The sequence below is a fragment of the Jujubicoccus corallicola genome (assembly GCF_047345645.1).
GTDB lineage: Bacteria > Pseudomonadota > Alphaproteobacteria > Rhodobacterales > Rhodobacteraceae > JBLEFH01.
Genome location: NZ_JBLEFH010000008.1, coordinates 59822 through 74300, shown reverse-complemented (window position 1 = coordinate 74300; position 14479 = coordinate 59822). Strand labels below are relative to the sequence as shown.

Sequence of the window (14479 nt, the reverse complement as noted above, 5' to 3'; positions counted from 1 at the left end):
GAGCATGAGCACAAAATTTAAACTTCTGGCGGGACCGGCGCTGGCCCTTTCTTTGGGCAGCGCCGTTTTTGCGCAGAGCATCACCATTGATGGCAACCAACGGATCGCGGCGCAAACCATCGCCGAATATGCCGATCTCCAGGGCACCTCCACTGGCGATCTGAGCCGGGCGACCGAGAACCTTTATGCGACGGGGCTCTTCTCGCGGGTCGAGATCCAGAATATCGGCGGCTCGGTGATCATTCTGGTCGAGGAAAACCCGACCGTGAACCGCATCAATTTCGAGGGCAACCGCCGGATAAGCGATGAGCAGATCGGCGAGATTGTCGAATTGACGCCGCGCCGGGTCTACACCGCCGCCGCCGCCGAGCAGGATGCCGCGCGGATCGCGGATCTCTACCGCTCGCAAGGGCGCTATGACACGACCGTGCGCCCCGTCATCATCGAGCGCGCCGATAACCGCGTCGATGTGGCCTTCGAGATCACCGAAGGCGATGTGACCGAGATTGGCCGCGTCGGTTTCGTCGGCAACCGCGCGTTTAGCGACAGCCAATTGCGCCGTGCGATTGATACGCGGGAGCGGAATCTGGTGTCCTTCCTCTTCTCGAATGACACCTATGATGAGGGCCGGGTCGCCAATGACCGTCAGAAACTCGAAGCCTTCTATCAGGATCGCGGCTTTCCGAATGTCCGCGTCCTCTCGTCGAGCGCCGAGCTGTCGAGTGCGCGGGATGATTTCTATGTGACCTTCAATGTCGAGGAAGGGCAGCAATTCCGCTTCGGTCAGGTCGCCGTGCAATCGGCCGATCCGCGCATTGACCTCTCCAGCCTCCAGCGCGAGCTCGATGTGCGCAGCGGCGAGCTTTACAGCCGCACCCGTGTCGAGACCTTTATCGAGCGGATCGAGACGCAGCTTTCGCGTCAGGGCATCCCCTTCGTGAGCATCGACCCGCAGGTGCAGCAGAACAATGCGAACCAGACGGTCGATATCACCTTCAACCTCAGCCAGGGCCCGAAGGTTTTCGTCGAGCGGATTGATATTGAAGGCAATACTCAGACTCTCGACCGGGTGATCCGCCGCGAATTCCGCGTGGTGGAAGGCGATCCGCTGGACCGCGTGGCCATCCGCCGGGCCGAAGAGCGCATCCGCGCGCTTGGTTATTTCAGCAATGTCGAGGTGCGCGTGCGGGAGGGCTCGTCCCCCAATCAGGCGATCATCGACGTGAATGTCGAGGAAGCCCCGACCGGGAGCCTCAATTTTGGCGTGGGCTATGCGTCGAGCGAGGGCATCACCGGCAATGTGGAAGTGCGTGAGAACAACTTCCTCGGGCGCGGGCAGCGGGTGCGTCTGGCCCTTTCAAGCGGCGATGACAACGAAAACTACCGCCTGTCCTTCGAAGAGCCGTTCCTTCTGGACCGCGACCTTTCGGTCGGCTTCGACATTCTCTACCGCAACTACGAATCTGACTCGACCAGCTATGACTCGCGCCGGATCAGCTTCACGCCCTACACCTCCTTCCCTGTGAGCGAGAATGGCCGTCTGCGCCTGCGCTACGTCATCGAACAGGACAAGATCCAGAATTTCGAGGAGGGTATTTCCGAACTCATCACCAAGGATGAGGGCGAGAACATCACCAGCGCGGTCGGGCTGACCTACACCTATGACCGCCGGAACTCGCTTGTGGCGCCGACCAGCGGTTTCATCCTGCGCTTCGATGAAGAACTCGCCGGCCTTGGCGGGGACTCGCAATATTCGAAAACCACGGCCAATGCGCGGGTTTACAGCTCGCTCTTCCGCGAGCGCGTGATCCTGTCGGCGGAAGTGGAGGGCGGCGCACTTGCCACCTTCGGCGATTATGAGAGCCGCATCACGGACCGTTTCTACCTTGGCGGCAACAGCTTCCGCGGCTTCGAATCCCGCGGTCTCGGCCCGCGCGATACGGAAGCGGAAAACGAGGATGCGCTCGGTGGGCATTACTACGCCATCATGCGCACCGAGGCGAGTTTCCCGATCGGTCTGCCGGAAGAATACGGCATTTTCGGCGGGGTGTTCGCGGATGTCGGAACGCTCTGGGGTCTCGATGACAATGGCGGTTTCGTCGATGAGGACGCCAATCTGCGGGCCTCGGTCGGCGCGTCGATCTTCTGGGACACCGCGCTTGGCCCGCTCCGCTTCAATTTCGCCAAAGCAGTCAAGAAAGAAGACTATGACGAAGAAGAACCCTTCCGTTTCACGATGGATACGCGCTTCTAGTCTGGCCCTCGCGCTGCTTGGCAGCGGTCTGATTGCGACAAGCGCCATGGCACAGGGGGCCCAGACGGGCCCCCGCATTGCGCAGCAGCCGATCCTCGTGGTCGATCAGGACCAGCTTCTGACCCGCTCCGCGCGCGGTCAGGCGCTGCTCCGTCAGATCGAGGCCGAGCAGCAGGAACTTGCCAGCGAAAACAGACAGATCGAGAGCGAGCTTGAAGCGGAGGAGCAGGCGCTCGCGGCCCGCCGCGAGGCCATGACGCCCGAAGCCTTTCTGCCGCTTGCAGACGCGTTTGACGCCAAAGTGGTGCGCCTGCGCGCCCAACAACAGGACAAGCTGACCCGTCTCGCCGCCCATACCGAAGAAAAGCGGCAAGAATTTTTCCGTGATATCGTGCCCTTGATGCTTGAATTGATGAACAGTTACGGGGCAACGATGCTTCTGGACAGTGAAACCGTGCTGTTCGCTGCGCCGGGCACCAATATTACGGCCGAAGCGATCCGGATGCTCGACCAGAACACATCAACGACGCCTGAGGAGGAAACCGAGAATGACTGACGCTGCACTTGTAGATATCGTTGAAATCCAGCGGCTTATCCCGCATCGTTACCCCTTCCTTCTGGTCGATAAAGTGCTGGATGTGAAATCGGGCGAAAGCGCGGTCGGCATCAAGAATGTCACCATGAACGAGCCGCAATTCACCGGCCATTTTCCGGCGAAACCGGTGTTTCCCGGCGTTTATATGGTTGAGGCGATGGCGCAGACCGCGGCGATATTGGTCGCGAAAACCATGGGTCTCCATGACAGCGACAGCCTCGTTTATTTCATGGGGATCGACAAAACCAAATTCCGCGCGCCGGTCGGGCCGGGCGATGTGCTTGAATTGCATGTGAAAGTTCTGCGCGGCCGCGGCAAGGTCTGGAAATTCGAAGGCCGCGCCATGGTCGGCGAAACCCTCTGCGCCGAGACCGAATTCACCGCGATGATCGCATCGCCGGAGGAGTAAGCATGATCCATGAAAGCGCGGTCATCCATGAGGGGGCCGAGATTGGCGACGGCGTCGAGATCGGTCCGTTTTGCGTGGTCGGCCCTCAGGTGCGGCTCGCGGATGGCGTCAAGCTGCACTCTCATGTGGTGGTCGAAGGACGGACGGTAATTGGCGAGAAAACAAGGATTTTCCCCTTTGCCTCCATCGGCCATGAACCGCAGGATCTGAAATTTGCGGGCGAGGATACGCGGCTGGAGGTCGGCGCGCGCAACACGATCCGCGAATATGTGACCATGAACCCCGGCACCGAGGGGGGCGGCGGGCTGACCCGCGTGGGCGACGGCAATTTGTTCATGATGGGCGTCCATGTCGGCCACGACTGCATGATCGGCAATGGCTGCGTGCTGGCGAATTACGCCTCGCTCGGTGGTCATTCTATCATTGAAGATCAAGTGGTTATCGGCGCTTTGGCCGGTGTGCATCAGTTCTGCCGGATCGGGCAAGGCGCGATGATCGGCGGCCTTGCGGCGGTGGCGGCGGATGTGATCCCTTACGGCTCCGTGGTTGGAGAACGCGCGCATCTGGCGGGCCTCAATCTCGTCGGGCTGAAACGCCGCGGTGCGCCGCGCGAGGAAATGCACCAATTACGGCACCTTATGGAGAAGCTCTTCAGTGGCGACGGCACGGTTAAGAGCCGCGCCGAAGCGCTGCGCGGCGAGTTCGCCAACACGCAGCAGTCGCTCCAAGTCATTGATTTCATTCTCGCAGAGACGGATCGTCACCTGACGACGCCGCAAACCCGATGAGCGGTCTCGCGATCATTGCCGGGGAGGGCGACCTTCCCCGCCTTCTCGCCGAGCATCGCGCCGCGATGGATTCGCCCTATTTGGTTGTTGGCTTTCAGGGGCTTATGCCCAAATGGTCAAGCGAGCATCCGCATCTGGTCGCACAATATGAGAAGCCCGGCGCGATGTTCAAAGCCATGCGTGAGGCAAATTGCGACGAAGTGTGCTATGCGGGCGCGATGGTGCGGCCGAAGCTTAACCCGCTGAAATTCGACTGGAAATTTCTCAAACTCGCCGGAACGTTGCTGCCTGCGCTCAAGAAGGGCGATGACGAGACGCTGCGCGCGATTACCAAGACAATGGAGGGTGAAGGTTTCACCGTCGTGGGCGCGCATGACATCCTCGAAAATCTTGTGATGCCAGAGGGTTGCCCGACGACGCTCAAGCCGAGTGATGCGGATAAATCCGATGCGGCGCGCGCGGCTGAGATCGTTGCGGCGCTTGGTCAGCTTGATGTCGGGCAGGGCGCGGTGGTCGGGCAAGGGCTGGCGCTTGGCGTCGAGAGCATCAGCGGCACCGACGCGATGCTGGAGGCCGTCACGGCGCAGAAAGGCGCGTTTCTGACCGATGCAGATGGCGCTAAGGGCTTGCTTTATAAGGCGCCGAAGCCAGGTCAGGACTGGCGCGCGGATCTCCCGGCGATTGGTGTCGAGACGGTCCGGAAGGCTGCCGAGGCCGGGCTTGCGGGGGTGGTGATCGCGGCGGGCGGCGTGATCGTGCTCGACCGTGACGCGGTGATCCGCGAGGCGGATGCGCACGGCTTGTTTCTCTGGGCGCGGTCATGAGGTTTTTTCTCGCCGCGGGGGAAGCGTCCGGCGACGCACTCGCGGCGGCGATGATGCCTTATTTCCCTGAAAATACTGCGTTTCATGGGATTGGCGGGAGCCAGATGGAGGCGGCGGGTCTGGAGAGTCTCTTTCCGATAGATGAGCTGTCGGTCATGGGCATCGCCGAAATTCTGCCGCGCGCGCCGCAGCTTTTGCGCCGGGTGCGCGAGACAGCGGAGGCGGTCGCGGATCTGAGGCCCGACGCGCTCATCACCATCGACAGTCCCGATTTCGCGACGCGGGTCGCCAAGCGGGTCGCCAAACTGCGGCCTGAGATCCCGCGCGTCCATTATGTCGCGCCGACGGTCTGGGCCTGGCGCGCGGGCCGTGCCAAGAAATTCGCCGAGATTTTCAATCATTTGCTGGCCGTTCTTCCCTTCGAGCCGCCCTATTTCGAGGCCGAGGGTCTAAGTTGCGATTTCGTCGGCCACCCGGTTGTCAGTCTGCCGGATGCGGACCCGGCGGAGGTTGCCGCGCTGAAGGGAGACCGACCGCGGGTGTTGGTGCTGCCGGGCTCGCGCAATTCGGAGATCAAGCGGCTCGCGCCGGTGTTCAATGAGGTGTCGAAACGGCTTCTGGGCGCGCGCGTTTTGACTCTGGCAGCCCCCGGTCGAGAGGCCGCGCTTTGGGAATTGATGCCAGAGATGGAGATCATCACACCGCGCGACAATGCTGAAAAATATGCGCTTTTCGCGGCGGCGGATGTGGCGCTGGCGGCTTCGGGCACGGTGTCGCTCGAACTTGCACGCTACCGCACGCCGATGGTGATCGCCTATGATGCGAATTGGCTCACGCAACTTCTGCTGCGGCGGATGGTCAAGATCGACACGGCGACGCTCATCAACCTGCTGACAGAGCGGCGGGAGATCCCGGAATATCTGTTTGAAAACTGCACGGTGGAGAAAATTCTTCCAGCCGTTTCAAACCTTCTCAAAGGCGACGCAGCGGCGCAGCATGAGGTAATGGCGGAGTCCATGCGGCTCTTGGGCGAAGACGGCCCGCCGCCGGGTCAACGTGCGGCAGAGTCTGTTCTCAACTATCTGAATCGACGCTGAAATCTGCGATTTGCGCGTCCATTACTTCGGCCAGGCGCTGCGGCGCGATGGCGAAGGTATGGCGGGGCGTCCCTGCGGCGGGATAGATCACCGGGAAATCGAGCAAACGGCGGTCGAAAAACTCCACCACGGGGCCGCTTGACCCGATGGGAGAGACGCCGCCGATGGCAAAGCCCGTGCGCTCGCGGATGAGCGCGGCATCGGCTTTGGCGAGCGGCTCACCGATCAGCGCTTCGGCCTGCGTGAGATCCACGCGATAGGCGCCGGACGTCAAGAACAGAACGATCCGGTCGCTCTCAGGGGCATGAAAAAGAATGGATTTCGCGATCTGCGCCACATCGCAGCCATGTTCGGCGGCGGCCTCTGCGGCGGTGCGTGTCGAGCCCGAGGTTTCCTCGATCTCGATGTCGAGCGCCAGCGTTTCCGCCGCCGCCCGAACCCGTTTCAGCGACTTGCTCACCGCTTGTCGATGTTGATGTAGTCGCGCGCGGTCGGCCCGGTGTAGAGCTGGCGCGGGCGGCCGATCTTGTTGTGCTTGTCGGATATCATCTCTTTCCACTGGGCGATCCAGCCGACGGTGCGCGAGAGCGCGAAGATCGGCGTGAACATCGAGGTCGGGAAGCCCATGGCGTCGAGGATGATGCCCGAGTAGAAATCGACGTTCGGATAGAGCTTCTTCTCGACGAAATACTCATCTTCCAGCGCGATTTTTTCGAGTTCTTTCGCGACCTTGAGGGTCTCGTTGTTCTCGATGCCAAGGAGATCCAGCACCTCGTCGGCGCTTTCCTTCATGACCTTCGCACGCGGGTCGAAATTCTTGTAAACGCGGTGGCCGAAGCCCATCAGGCGGAACGGATCGTCCTTGTCCTTGGCGCGTTTGATGTATTCGGGGATCTGATCGACAGTGCCAATCTCGCGGAGCATCCGCAGACAGGCCTCGTTCGCGCCGCCATGGGCCGGGCCCCAGAGACAGGCGATCCCGGCGGCGATACAGGCAAACGGGTTCGCGCCCGAGGAGCCGGCGAGACGCACGGTCGAGGTCGAGGCGTTCTGCTCGTGATCGGCGTGGAGCAGGAAGATGCGGTCCATCGCTTTGGAAAGGATCGGATCGACTTCGTATTTCTCCGCCGGAACCGCGAAGCACATTTGCAGAAAGTTTCCGGCATAAGACAGCGAATTGTCAGGATAAACGAAAGGCTGACCCACCGAATACTTATAGGCCATCGCGGTGATGGTCGGCAGTTTCGCGATCATGCGGATCGAGGCGACCTCGCGCTGCCACGGGTCCGTAATATCCGTCGAATCGTGGTAAAAGCTCGACATCGCGCCCATCACACCACAGATGATCGCCATAGGGTGCGCATCGCGGCGGAACCCGCGGTAGAAATAGTTCATCTGCTCATGAACCATGGTGTGACGGGTTACACGGTCCTGAAAATCCTCATATTGCTCGGTCGTCGGCAGCTCGCCGTAGAGCAGCAGATAAGCGGATTCGAGATGGTTGGAATGCTCGGCCAGCTGGTCGATCGGGTAGCCACGATAGAGCAGCTCGCCCTTGTCGCCGTCGATATAGGTGATCTCGCTTTCACAAGCCGCCGTCGAGGTGAAACCCGGATCGAAGGTGAACACATCGCCCTGACCATAAAGCTTACGGATATCAATCACATCCGGCCCGGCTGTGGGGGAGAGGATCGGCAGCTCGAGTTCCTGATCGTGGAAACTCAGTTTTGCAGTCTTGTCGGTCATATTGTCCTCCTGTCGGGGCCGGAGCCCATTGTCATATGGTCGTGCAGACCTCGGTTATCCTTGTCGCGCAGCGTCTGAGAGCCGCGCAAGGCTTTCGGCTTGGCCGATCAGCACCATGATGTCGAACACGCTTGGGCTGACAGAACAGCCCGTAAGGGCGGCCCTAAGGGGCCCCGCGATCTGCCCAAGTTTTGCCCCTTCGTCTTCGGCAAACTCTGCAACCGCGGCCTCCAGTTCTTCCCGTGACCAGCTAGCATGTTGCAACTGCTCAGTCAATCTCGCGAGACGGTCACGTGCCGTCTCATCAAGCTGTTTGGCGGCTTTCTCGTCCGGTGTGAAGGGGCGCTCTTCGGTATAGAACGCTGACATTTCAATGAGATCTGGCAGGATCTTCGCACGCTCCTTAATGAGCGGCAACGCTGTTTCAATTTTGTTCCGCTTCTCCGCATCCATCGCTGTGTCTGTTGCGGCGCACCATTGATCGAGGGCGGCCATCAGCTCGGGCGTATCCATCATTTTGATATGTTGGCCCGACAGATGGGTGAGTTTCTTGAAGTCGAACCGGGCCGGAGCCTTGCCGACACCGTCCAGATCGAACCACTCCACGGCCTGCGCGGTGGTAAACACCTCATCATCGCCATGGGACCAGCCGAGCCGCGCGAGATAGTTGCGGATCGCCTCGGCCGGATAGCCCATTTCGCGGTAGGCCTCGACGCCGAGCGCGCCATGACGTTTCGACAGTTTCGCGCCATCCGGCCCATGGATCAGCGGAATATGGGCAAAAACAGGGAGATCCCAGTCCATCGCATGGTAAATCTGCGCCTGCCGCCCCGCATTGGTGAGGTGGTCATCGCCGCGGATCACATGGGTCACGCCCATGTCGTGATCGTCGACAACAACGGCCAGCATATAGGTCGGCGTGCCGTCGGAGCGCAGGAGAATAAGGTCGTCGAAGGTCTTGTTTTTGAACGTAACTTTGCCCTGCACCTGATCGTCGATCACAGTCTCGCCCTCGCGCGGCGCTTTGAGGCGGATCACATAAGGCGCGTCGGGATAGGTGGACGGGTCCGCATCGCGCCAGGGCGAGCGAAACACGGTGTCGCGCTTCTCGGCAGCGGCTTTCTCGCGGAAGGCGTCAATTTCCTCCTTTGTCGAGAAACACTTATAGGCCGCACCTCGCGTAAGCATTTCATGGGCCACCTCAGCGTGACGCTCCGCCTGCGCCGCCTGACTCACTGCTGGTTGGTCGCCCTCCAGCCCAAGCCAGGCCAGACCGTCATGAATGGCCGCCGTCGCCTCGGGCGTGGAGCGTTTCTTGTCCGTGTCCTCGATGCGCAGAAGGAAGGTGCCGCCATGATGGCGCGCGAAAAGCCAGTTAAACAGCGCCGTCCGCGCGCCGCCAATATGCAAAAACCCGGTGGGCGAAGGCGCGAAACGAGTCACGACAGCTTGGGACATGGTTAACCTTTCGGAAATGAAGCTCGATTTACCTTGACCGCAACTTAGGCGAAAGGCGCGGTTTGACACAAGAGACGCGGGTCATGGAATTGACGGGCGGTGGCGGGTTTTCTCTCGCGCCGCGTGTTTTGCTCTGGCGCGCGCGGCTCGCGGCGGTGCTGGCGCAGCAAGCGTCGCGGCGGATGCTTTGGGTGCCGGTTTTTCTCGGCGGCGGCGTCGCGCTCTATTTCGCGCTCCATCACGAGCCGGATTTGCGCCTGCTCGCGGTGTTGACCGGGATCGCGGCGCTGGTCTCGCTCCGGCTCCGGTTTATGCGCCTGCCCATGGTGTTTCTGCTCGGCCTGACGCTCGCCTCCTGGGAAGCGCACCGCGTCGCCGCGCCCAAGCTGAGTTGGTTTTACACGGGGCCGGTGACCGGCGAGGTCCGCGGCTATGACCGCGCCGGCGATGGACGTCTGCGCATGTGGCTCGGCGATGTGCGGCTGGCCTCGCGCAGCCCGCCCCATCAGATCCGCATCTCTGTGCCAGAGCCCGCGCCGCCCATCGGAAGCCGCGTGATGCTGATCGCCTCGCTCGGCCCGCCGCCCGAACCCACGCAGCCCGAAGGCTTCGATTTCCGCCGCTATGCTTGGTTCAAGCAAATCGGCGGGGTCGGCTCGGCGAAGGGCCCGGTTCTGCTGACCCAAACCGATCCTGAGCCCGCTTTTGCGCAAAAAATCGCCCGGATGCGCGCACATCTCGCGACCCTGATCCGCGCCGAGGTCGGCGGGCGGGAAGGGGCCTTCGCCGCCGCGATTTTGGTGGGCGACCGAACGGCGCTCGACGCAGGCGCGCTCGACGCGCTCCGCCGCAGTAACCTCGCGCATTTGCTTGCGATTTCTGGCCTGCATATGGGGCTGCTCACGGGCACCGTGTTTACCTTGTTGCGCCTCCTCGCCCTCTGGCCGCGCGCCGGGATTCACTGGCCTGTCAAGAAAATCGCGGCGATTGGCGGGATCGTTTCGGGTGCGCTGTATCTTGTGATTTCCGGCGCGAGCATCCCCACGGTCCGCGCCTTCGTCACCGTCACGTGCCTGTATCTCGCGATCCTGATGGACCGGCAAGCCATCTCGCTCCGCTCCGTGGCGCTGGCGGCAACGCTGATCCTGCTGATCACTCCGTCAGCGCTCACAAATGCCGGATTTCAAATGAGTTTCGCGGCCACCACGGCGCTTGTCTGGGTCTTCGGCACGGTTCGCATCACCCGCCAGCGCGGGTTCGCAGGCCGCATGGTTGCCGCCACGCTCTCCCTCGCGCTCGCCTCCTTCGTCGCGGGCATGGCGACGGCGCCCTTCGGCGCATGGCATTTCCACATGGTCTCGCGCATCGGCCTGATCGCGAACCTGTTCGCCGTCCCGCTCATGGGCTCGCTCATCATGCCCGCCGGTCTTCTGATGCTGGCCCTTATGCCCTTTGGAATCAGTGCCTTGCCCGCGCTTCTTATGAAAGCCGGCATTGCCGCAGTCCTTGGGGTCGCGGAAGGTCTCGGCGGGCTCGATATCAGCGCCATGATGGTAAAAGGCGCCCCCGGCTACGTCCTCGGTCTCATCACACTCGGCGGCCTAATCACCGTGCTTTGGCGCGGGCGTGGCAAACTCGTGGGTGCCGTCATGATCGCCTCCGCGCTCGTCCTCTGGGGTGCGCTCCCGCGCGATGCGCTTCTCATCGCGCCCGGCGGCAAACTCATTGGTTGGACGACCCCAGAAGGCCGCGCGCTCTCCAGCGCGACGTCGCAAAATTTCGCCGCGCAGCTTTGGCTGGAAGAAGATGGAGACCCGGCCACGCAAGAAGAGGCCGCGGGGCGCGCGTCTCGCTATCCTCTTGAAACGATAGGGGTGAACAGCGAAGGGCAGGGCGCCGATTGCGGTACATCATGGCTTCTCATCCGCCGCAAAGACGAAGACGCACCGCCCGCGCCGTGCCGCATTCTCGACAAAACGGACCTCGCAGCCGCAGGTGCCATCGCCTTCCACCATCCCGGCGGCGCGATGCGCACAGCCGGTCGCCGCAGCAGACTCTGGAGCCGTTAGTAAATGCGGAACAGCCCGACCAGTTTACCCTGCACCTTCACCTGATCGTCGCGGAAAATTCGCGTTTCATATTCGGGGTTTGCGGCTTCCAGCGCGATCTGGCCATTGCGTCTGAGGAAGCGTTTCAGCGTCGCCTCTTCATCCTCGACAAGCGCCACCACGATATCGCCATTATCCGCAAAACTCTGCTCGCGGATGATGACGATGTCATTGTCGTGGATGCCCTCGTCGATCATCGAGTCGCCGCGCACCTCCAGCGCATAATGCTGCGCATTGCGCGATAGCATATCCGCCGGGACCGTCACGTGATGCGAGATTTCTTGAATGGCGGCAATGGGCGTGCCCGCCGCGATCCGGCCCATAACGGGCAGTTCGAGAATATTGTCCGGGAGCGCAACCGGCGGCGCGGGCGTGTTCGCTGTCTCCGCCGGAATATCCGTGTTCATGCCCTCCGGCAGCTTGAGAATTTCAATGGCCCGCGCCCGATGCGCCAGACGCCGCACAAAGCCGCGTTCCTCCAGCGCTGTCATCAACCTGTGAATCCCGGATTTGCTCTTGAGATCAAGCGCATCCTTCATTTCGTCAAAGGAGGGCGGGACGCCTTCCTGCTGCATTCTCTGGTGAATGAAGGTCAGAAGTTCAAGCTGCTTCTTGGTCAGCATGGGCGCGTCTCCCCAATGTTCCTGTTGGGGAAGTTCTACCCATGTTCTCGTTTTGTGTCAACGGGTTTGACTTTGTTCTTGCGAAACGCCGTCGAGGCTCCGGCGGGTTATTCGCCCTCTGGACTCCAAGGGCTTGCCAGCAATTGCTCTGTCGCGCGGGCCACATCGTCCTGCCGCATCAGGCTCTCGCCAATCAGGAAGCAGCGGATGCCCCATTTTGCAAGCTGCGTGAGGTCACGGCGGGTGCTGAGACCGGATTCCGAGATGGCAATCGTGTCCGCCGGAAGCTCGCCCGCGAGCTTTTTGGTGACGCGAATATCCGTCTCGAAGCTGTTGAGATCGCGGTTGTTTATGCCGATCATATCCGCGCCGAGTTTCTCCGCGCGGTGCATTTCATCCAGCGTGTGCACCTCGAAAAGGCAATCAAGCTGCATCTCTTTCGCCGCGTCGATCAGTGCCCGCGCCTCGTCATCGCTGAGCGAGGCGAGGATCAGCAGGATCGCGTCGGCACCCCAAGCCCGCGCCTCGGCGACCTGATAAGGATCATACATGAAATCCTTACGCAAAATCGGCAGATCGACCGCCGCACGGGCCTCGCGCAGGAATTCTGGAGCGCCCTGAAAAGAAGGCGCGTCGGTCAGCACGGAGAGGCAGGTCGCGCCACCTTCTTTATAGGCCTCCGCGAGGCTGGCGGGATCGAAGTCCTCACGGATCAACCCCTTGGAGGGGCTAGCTTTTTTAATCTCGGCGATCAGGCCATAACCGCCCGCCTTCGAGGCCGTCATCAGCGCTTCGCGAAACCCGCGCGGCGCGGGCGCGGCGAGCGCCGCCTCGCGCAATTGCTCCTCGGGGAGTTCGGCCTTCGCTGCGGCGACTTCTTCGAGCTTATAGTCGCGAATTTTTTGCAGAATACTCATGCGCTTACATGGCTCCGTTCGACGAGAAGATCCAGTTTTTCGCGGGCCTTGCCGCTGTCGATGGCCTCCGCCGCAAGCGCCGCACCGGCGCGCAAATCGGTGACCGCGCCGCCAACAAGCAACCCGCCCGCCGCGTTCAGCAGCACCGCGTCGCGATAAGCCGATGTTTCGCCTTCCAAAAGCCGGCGCATCGCGGCGGCATTGTCCTCGGGCGCGCCGCCAACGATTTTTGAGAAGGGATGCGCGGAAAGCCCTGCGTCTTCAGGAGAAATCTCGGTTTCGGTGATCTCGCCATTCTCCAGCTTTACCACGGTACTCGGACCGGCGATGGAGAGCTCATCCGTGCCGTCATGACCATGCACGAGCCAAGCGCGCTCCGAGCCGAGTTCACGTAAAGTCTCCGCCATAAGCCGCAGAATTTCCGGCGCAAATCCACCCGTAAGTTGGTATTTCACACCTGCCGGATTGCTCATCGGGCCGAGCATGTTGAAGATCGTGCGCGTGCCGAGCGCGGCGCGCACCGGCATGACGTGCTTCATATAGGGATGGTGAAGCATGGCGTGCATGAAGCCGATGCCGCACTCCGCAATGGCCTTCTCGGTCACCTCCGGCTCGGCCATAATGTCGACGCCGAGCATGGAGAGTGCGTCCGAAGCCCCTGATTTCGAAGAAACATTCCGGTTGCCATGTTTCGCAACCGGCACGCCAGCCCCGGCAATCACGAGCGCGGCGGCGGTGGAGATGTTCAGCGTCGATTTGCCATCGCCGCCCGTGCCGACGATATCAATAGCGTCCGCTGGCGCGTTGATTTTGCGCATGTTTTTCCGCATCGTCTCGACGGCGGCGATCACCTCGTAAAGCGCTTCGCCGCGGGCGCGCATGGCCATGAGAAGCGCGGCGATCTCCACTTCGCTGGCCTCGCCGGAGAGCATCGCACCAAAGGCCGTGCGGGCTTCCTCACGCGAGAGCGGCCCCTTGGCGGCGAGACCGATCAGCGGTTTCACAGCGTCATTCATGCGGGCTCCTTTGCGGTATCGAGGAAATTTTTCAAAAGCTTATGACCCTGTTCCGAAGCGATGCTCTCCGGGTGGAACTGCACCCCGTGGATCGGCAACTCACGATGTTGCAGCCCCATGATGGTGCCGTCCGGCGTCTCGGCGGTGATCTGCAGACAGTCCGGCAGGTTGCCTCGTTCAACGATCAGCGAGTGATAGCGCGTGGCTTGAAAAGGGCTTGGCAAATCCTTGAAAACACCGCTGTTCTTATGGTGAATCTCACCCATTTTGCCGTGCATGATCTCGCCCGCGCGGACCACTTTGCCGCCGAAATACTGACCAATCGACTGATGCCCGAGACAAACCCCAATGAGCGGCACGCGCGCCTCGGCGGCCGCGCCCACCAAATCAAGGCAAACGCCCGCTTCATTCGGGGTGCAGGGACCGGGGGAAAGCATGATCGCGGAGGGCTTTTTCGCGATCACCTCTGCCGCACTCAGCGCATCGTTGCGGATGGTCTCGACCGCCGCGCCAAGCTCGCCCAGATAATGCACGAGATTATAGGTGAAGCTGTCATAGTTATCGATCAGCAGCAGCATGGTTTCTTGTCTCGTCTTCAGCTTTGTGTCACAGATGCGCATTAATGTAGGGCAGGGTCAAGACCG

The 14479-nt window shown here is 61.4% G+C and carries 14 protein-coding genes; 7 read left to right on the top strand and 7 right to left on the bottom strand.

Going from position 1 to position 14479, the window contains the following annotated elements; genetic code table 11:
- Positions 1-4: 4 nt before the first annotated feature.
- From bamA to lpxB, 6 genes are read left to right on the top strand one after another with little or no spacing between them, the layout of a single operon-like run.
- The gene (gene bamA, locus ACMA5I_RS12415) at positions 5-2254 is read left to right on the top strand and encodes an outer membrane protein assembly factor BamA (RefSeq protein WP_525886598.1); all 2250 of its coding nucleotides are present in this window, start codon (positions 5-7) and stop codon (positions 2252-2254) included.
- 46 nt (positions 2255-2300) lie between these two features.
- Complete coding sequence (locus ACMA5I_RS12410; RefSeq protein WP_525886597.1) at positions 2301-2810, top strand: OmpH/Skp family outer membrane protein; 510 nt, start codon at positions 2301-2303, stop codon at positions 2808-2810.
- On the top strand, positions 2803-3258 hold the full coding sequence (gene fabZ, locus ACMA5I_RS12405; protein ID WP_525886596.1) for a 3-hydroxyacyl-ACP dehydratase FabZ: 456 nt from the start codon (positions 2803-2805) through the stop codon (positions 3256-3258). The genes ACMA5I_RS12410 and fabZ overlap by 8 nt, the downstream gene beginning before the upstream one ends.
- A gap of 2 nt (positions 3259-3260) precedes the next feature.
- A complete protein-coding gene (lpxA, locus tag ACMA5I_RS12400) occupies positions 3261-4046 on the top strand; it encodes an acyl-ACP--UDP-N-acetylglucosamine O-acyltransferase (protein ID WP_525886595.1) in 786 nt (261 codons plus the stop codon).
- Positions 4043-4870: a UDP-2,3-diacylglucosamine diphosphatase LpxI domain-containing protein gene (gene lpxI / locus ACMA5I_RS12395; RefSeq protein ID WP_525886594.1), complete on the top strand. Its 828-nt coding sequence runs from the start codon at positions 4043-4045 to the stop codon at positions 4868-4870. Before lpxA ends, lpxI begins: the two co-directional genes overlap by 4 nt.
- A complete protein-coding gene (gene lpxB, locus ACMA5I_RS12390) occupies positions 4867-5967 on the top strand; it encodes a lipid-A-disaccharide synthase (RefSeq protein ID WP_525886593.1) in 1101 nt (366 codons plus the stop codon). Before lpxI ends, lpxB begins: the two co-directional genes overlap by 4 nt.
- On the opposite strand, the gene ACMA5I_RS12385 is transcribed toward lpxB, so the two are convergent.
- The 3 genes from ACMA5I_RS12385 to gltX are packed head-to-tail and all read right to left on the bottom strand — an operon-like array spanning position 5945 to position 9171.
- Positions 5945-6427 (bottom strand): YbaK/EbsC family protein, encoded by a 483-nt coding sequence (locus ACMA5I_RS12385; protein WP_525886592.1) that lies wholly within the window; start codon positions 6425-6427, stop codon positions 5945-5947. The two genes, lpxB and ACMA5I_RS12385, sit on opposite strands and share 23 nt — an antisense overlap.
- Positions 6424-7713, bottom strand: a complete 1290-nt coding sequence (locus tag ACMA5I_RS12380; RefSeq protein WP_525886591.1) for a citrate synthase — start codon at positions 7711-7713, stop codon at positions 6424-6426. The genes ACMA5I_RS12385 and ACMA5I_RS12380 overlap by 4 nt, the downstream gene beginning before the upstream one ends.
- 54 nt (positions 7714-7767) lie before the next feature.
- Positions 7768-9171, bottom strand: coding sequence for a glutamate--tRNA ligase (gltX, locus tag ACMA5I_RS12375; RefSeq protein ID WP_525886590.1), 1404 nt, complete (start codon positions 9169-9171; stop codon positions 7768-7770).
- A gap of 62 nt (positions 9172-9233) precedes the next feature.
- Here gltX and ACMA5I_RS12370 point away from each other — a divergent pair, with 62 nt between their 5' ends.
- The gene (locus ACMA5I_RS12370) at positions 9234-11240 is read left to right on the top strand and encodes a ComEC/Rec2 family competence protein (protein ID WP_525886589.1); all 2007 of its coding nucleotides are present in this window, start codon (positions 9234-9236) and stop codon (positions 11238-11240) included.
- On the opposite strand, the gene lexA is transcribed toward ACMA5I_RS12370, so the two are convergent.
- From lexA to ACMA5I_RS12350, 4 genes are all read right to left on the bottom strand, one after another.
- Positions 11237-11902 (bottom strand): transcriptional repressor LexA, encoded by a 666-nt coding sequence (lexA, locus tag ACMA5I_RS12365; RefSeq protein WP_525886588.1) that lies wholly within the window; start codon positions 11900-11902, stop codon positions 11237-11239. The genes ACMA5I_RS12370 and lexA overlap by 4 nt on opposite strands.
- 107 nt (positions 11903-12009) lie before the next feature.
- Positions 12010-12819: an indole-3-glycerol phosphate synthase TrpC gene (gene trpC, locus ACMA5I_RS12360; protein ID WP_525886587.1), complete on the bottom strand. Its 810-nt coding sequence runs from the start codon at positions 12817-12819 to the stop codon at positions 12010-12012.
- Entirely contained in the window at positions 12816-13835 is a 1020-nt protein-coding gene (gene trpD / locus ACMA5I_RS12355; RefSeq protein WP_525886586.1) for an anthranilate phosphoribosyltransferase, read from the bottom strand. Before trpD ends, trpC begins: the two co-directional genes overlap by 4 nt.
- Entirely contained in the window at positions 13832-14413 is a 582-nt protein-coding gene (locus ACMA5I_RS12350; protein WP_525886585.1) for an anthranilate synthase component II, read from the bottom strand. The genes trpD and ACMA5I_RS12350 overlap by 4 nt, the downstream gene beginning before the upstream one ends.
- Positions 14414-14479: the final 66 nt, after the last annotated feature.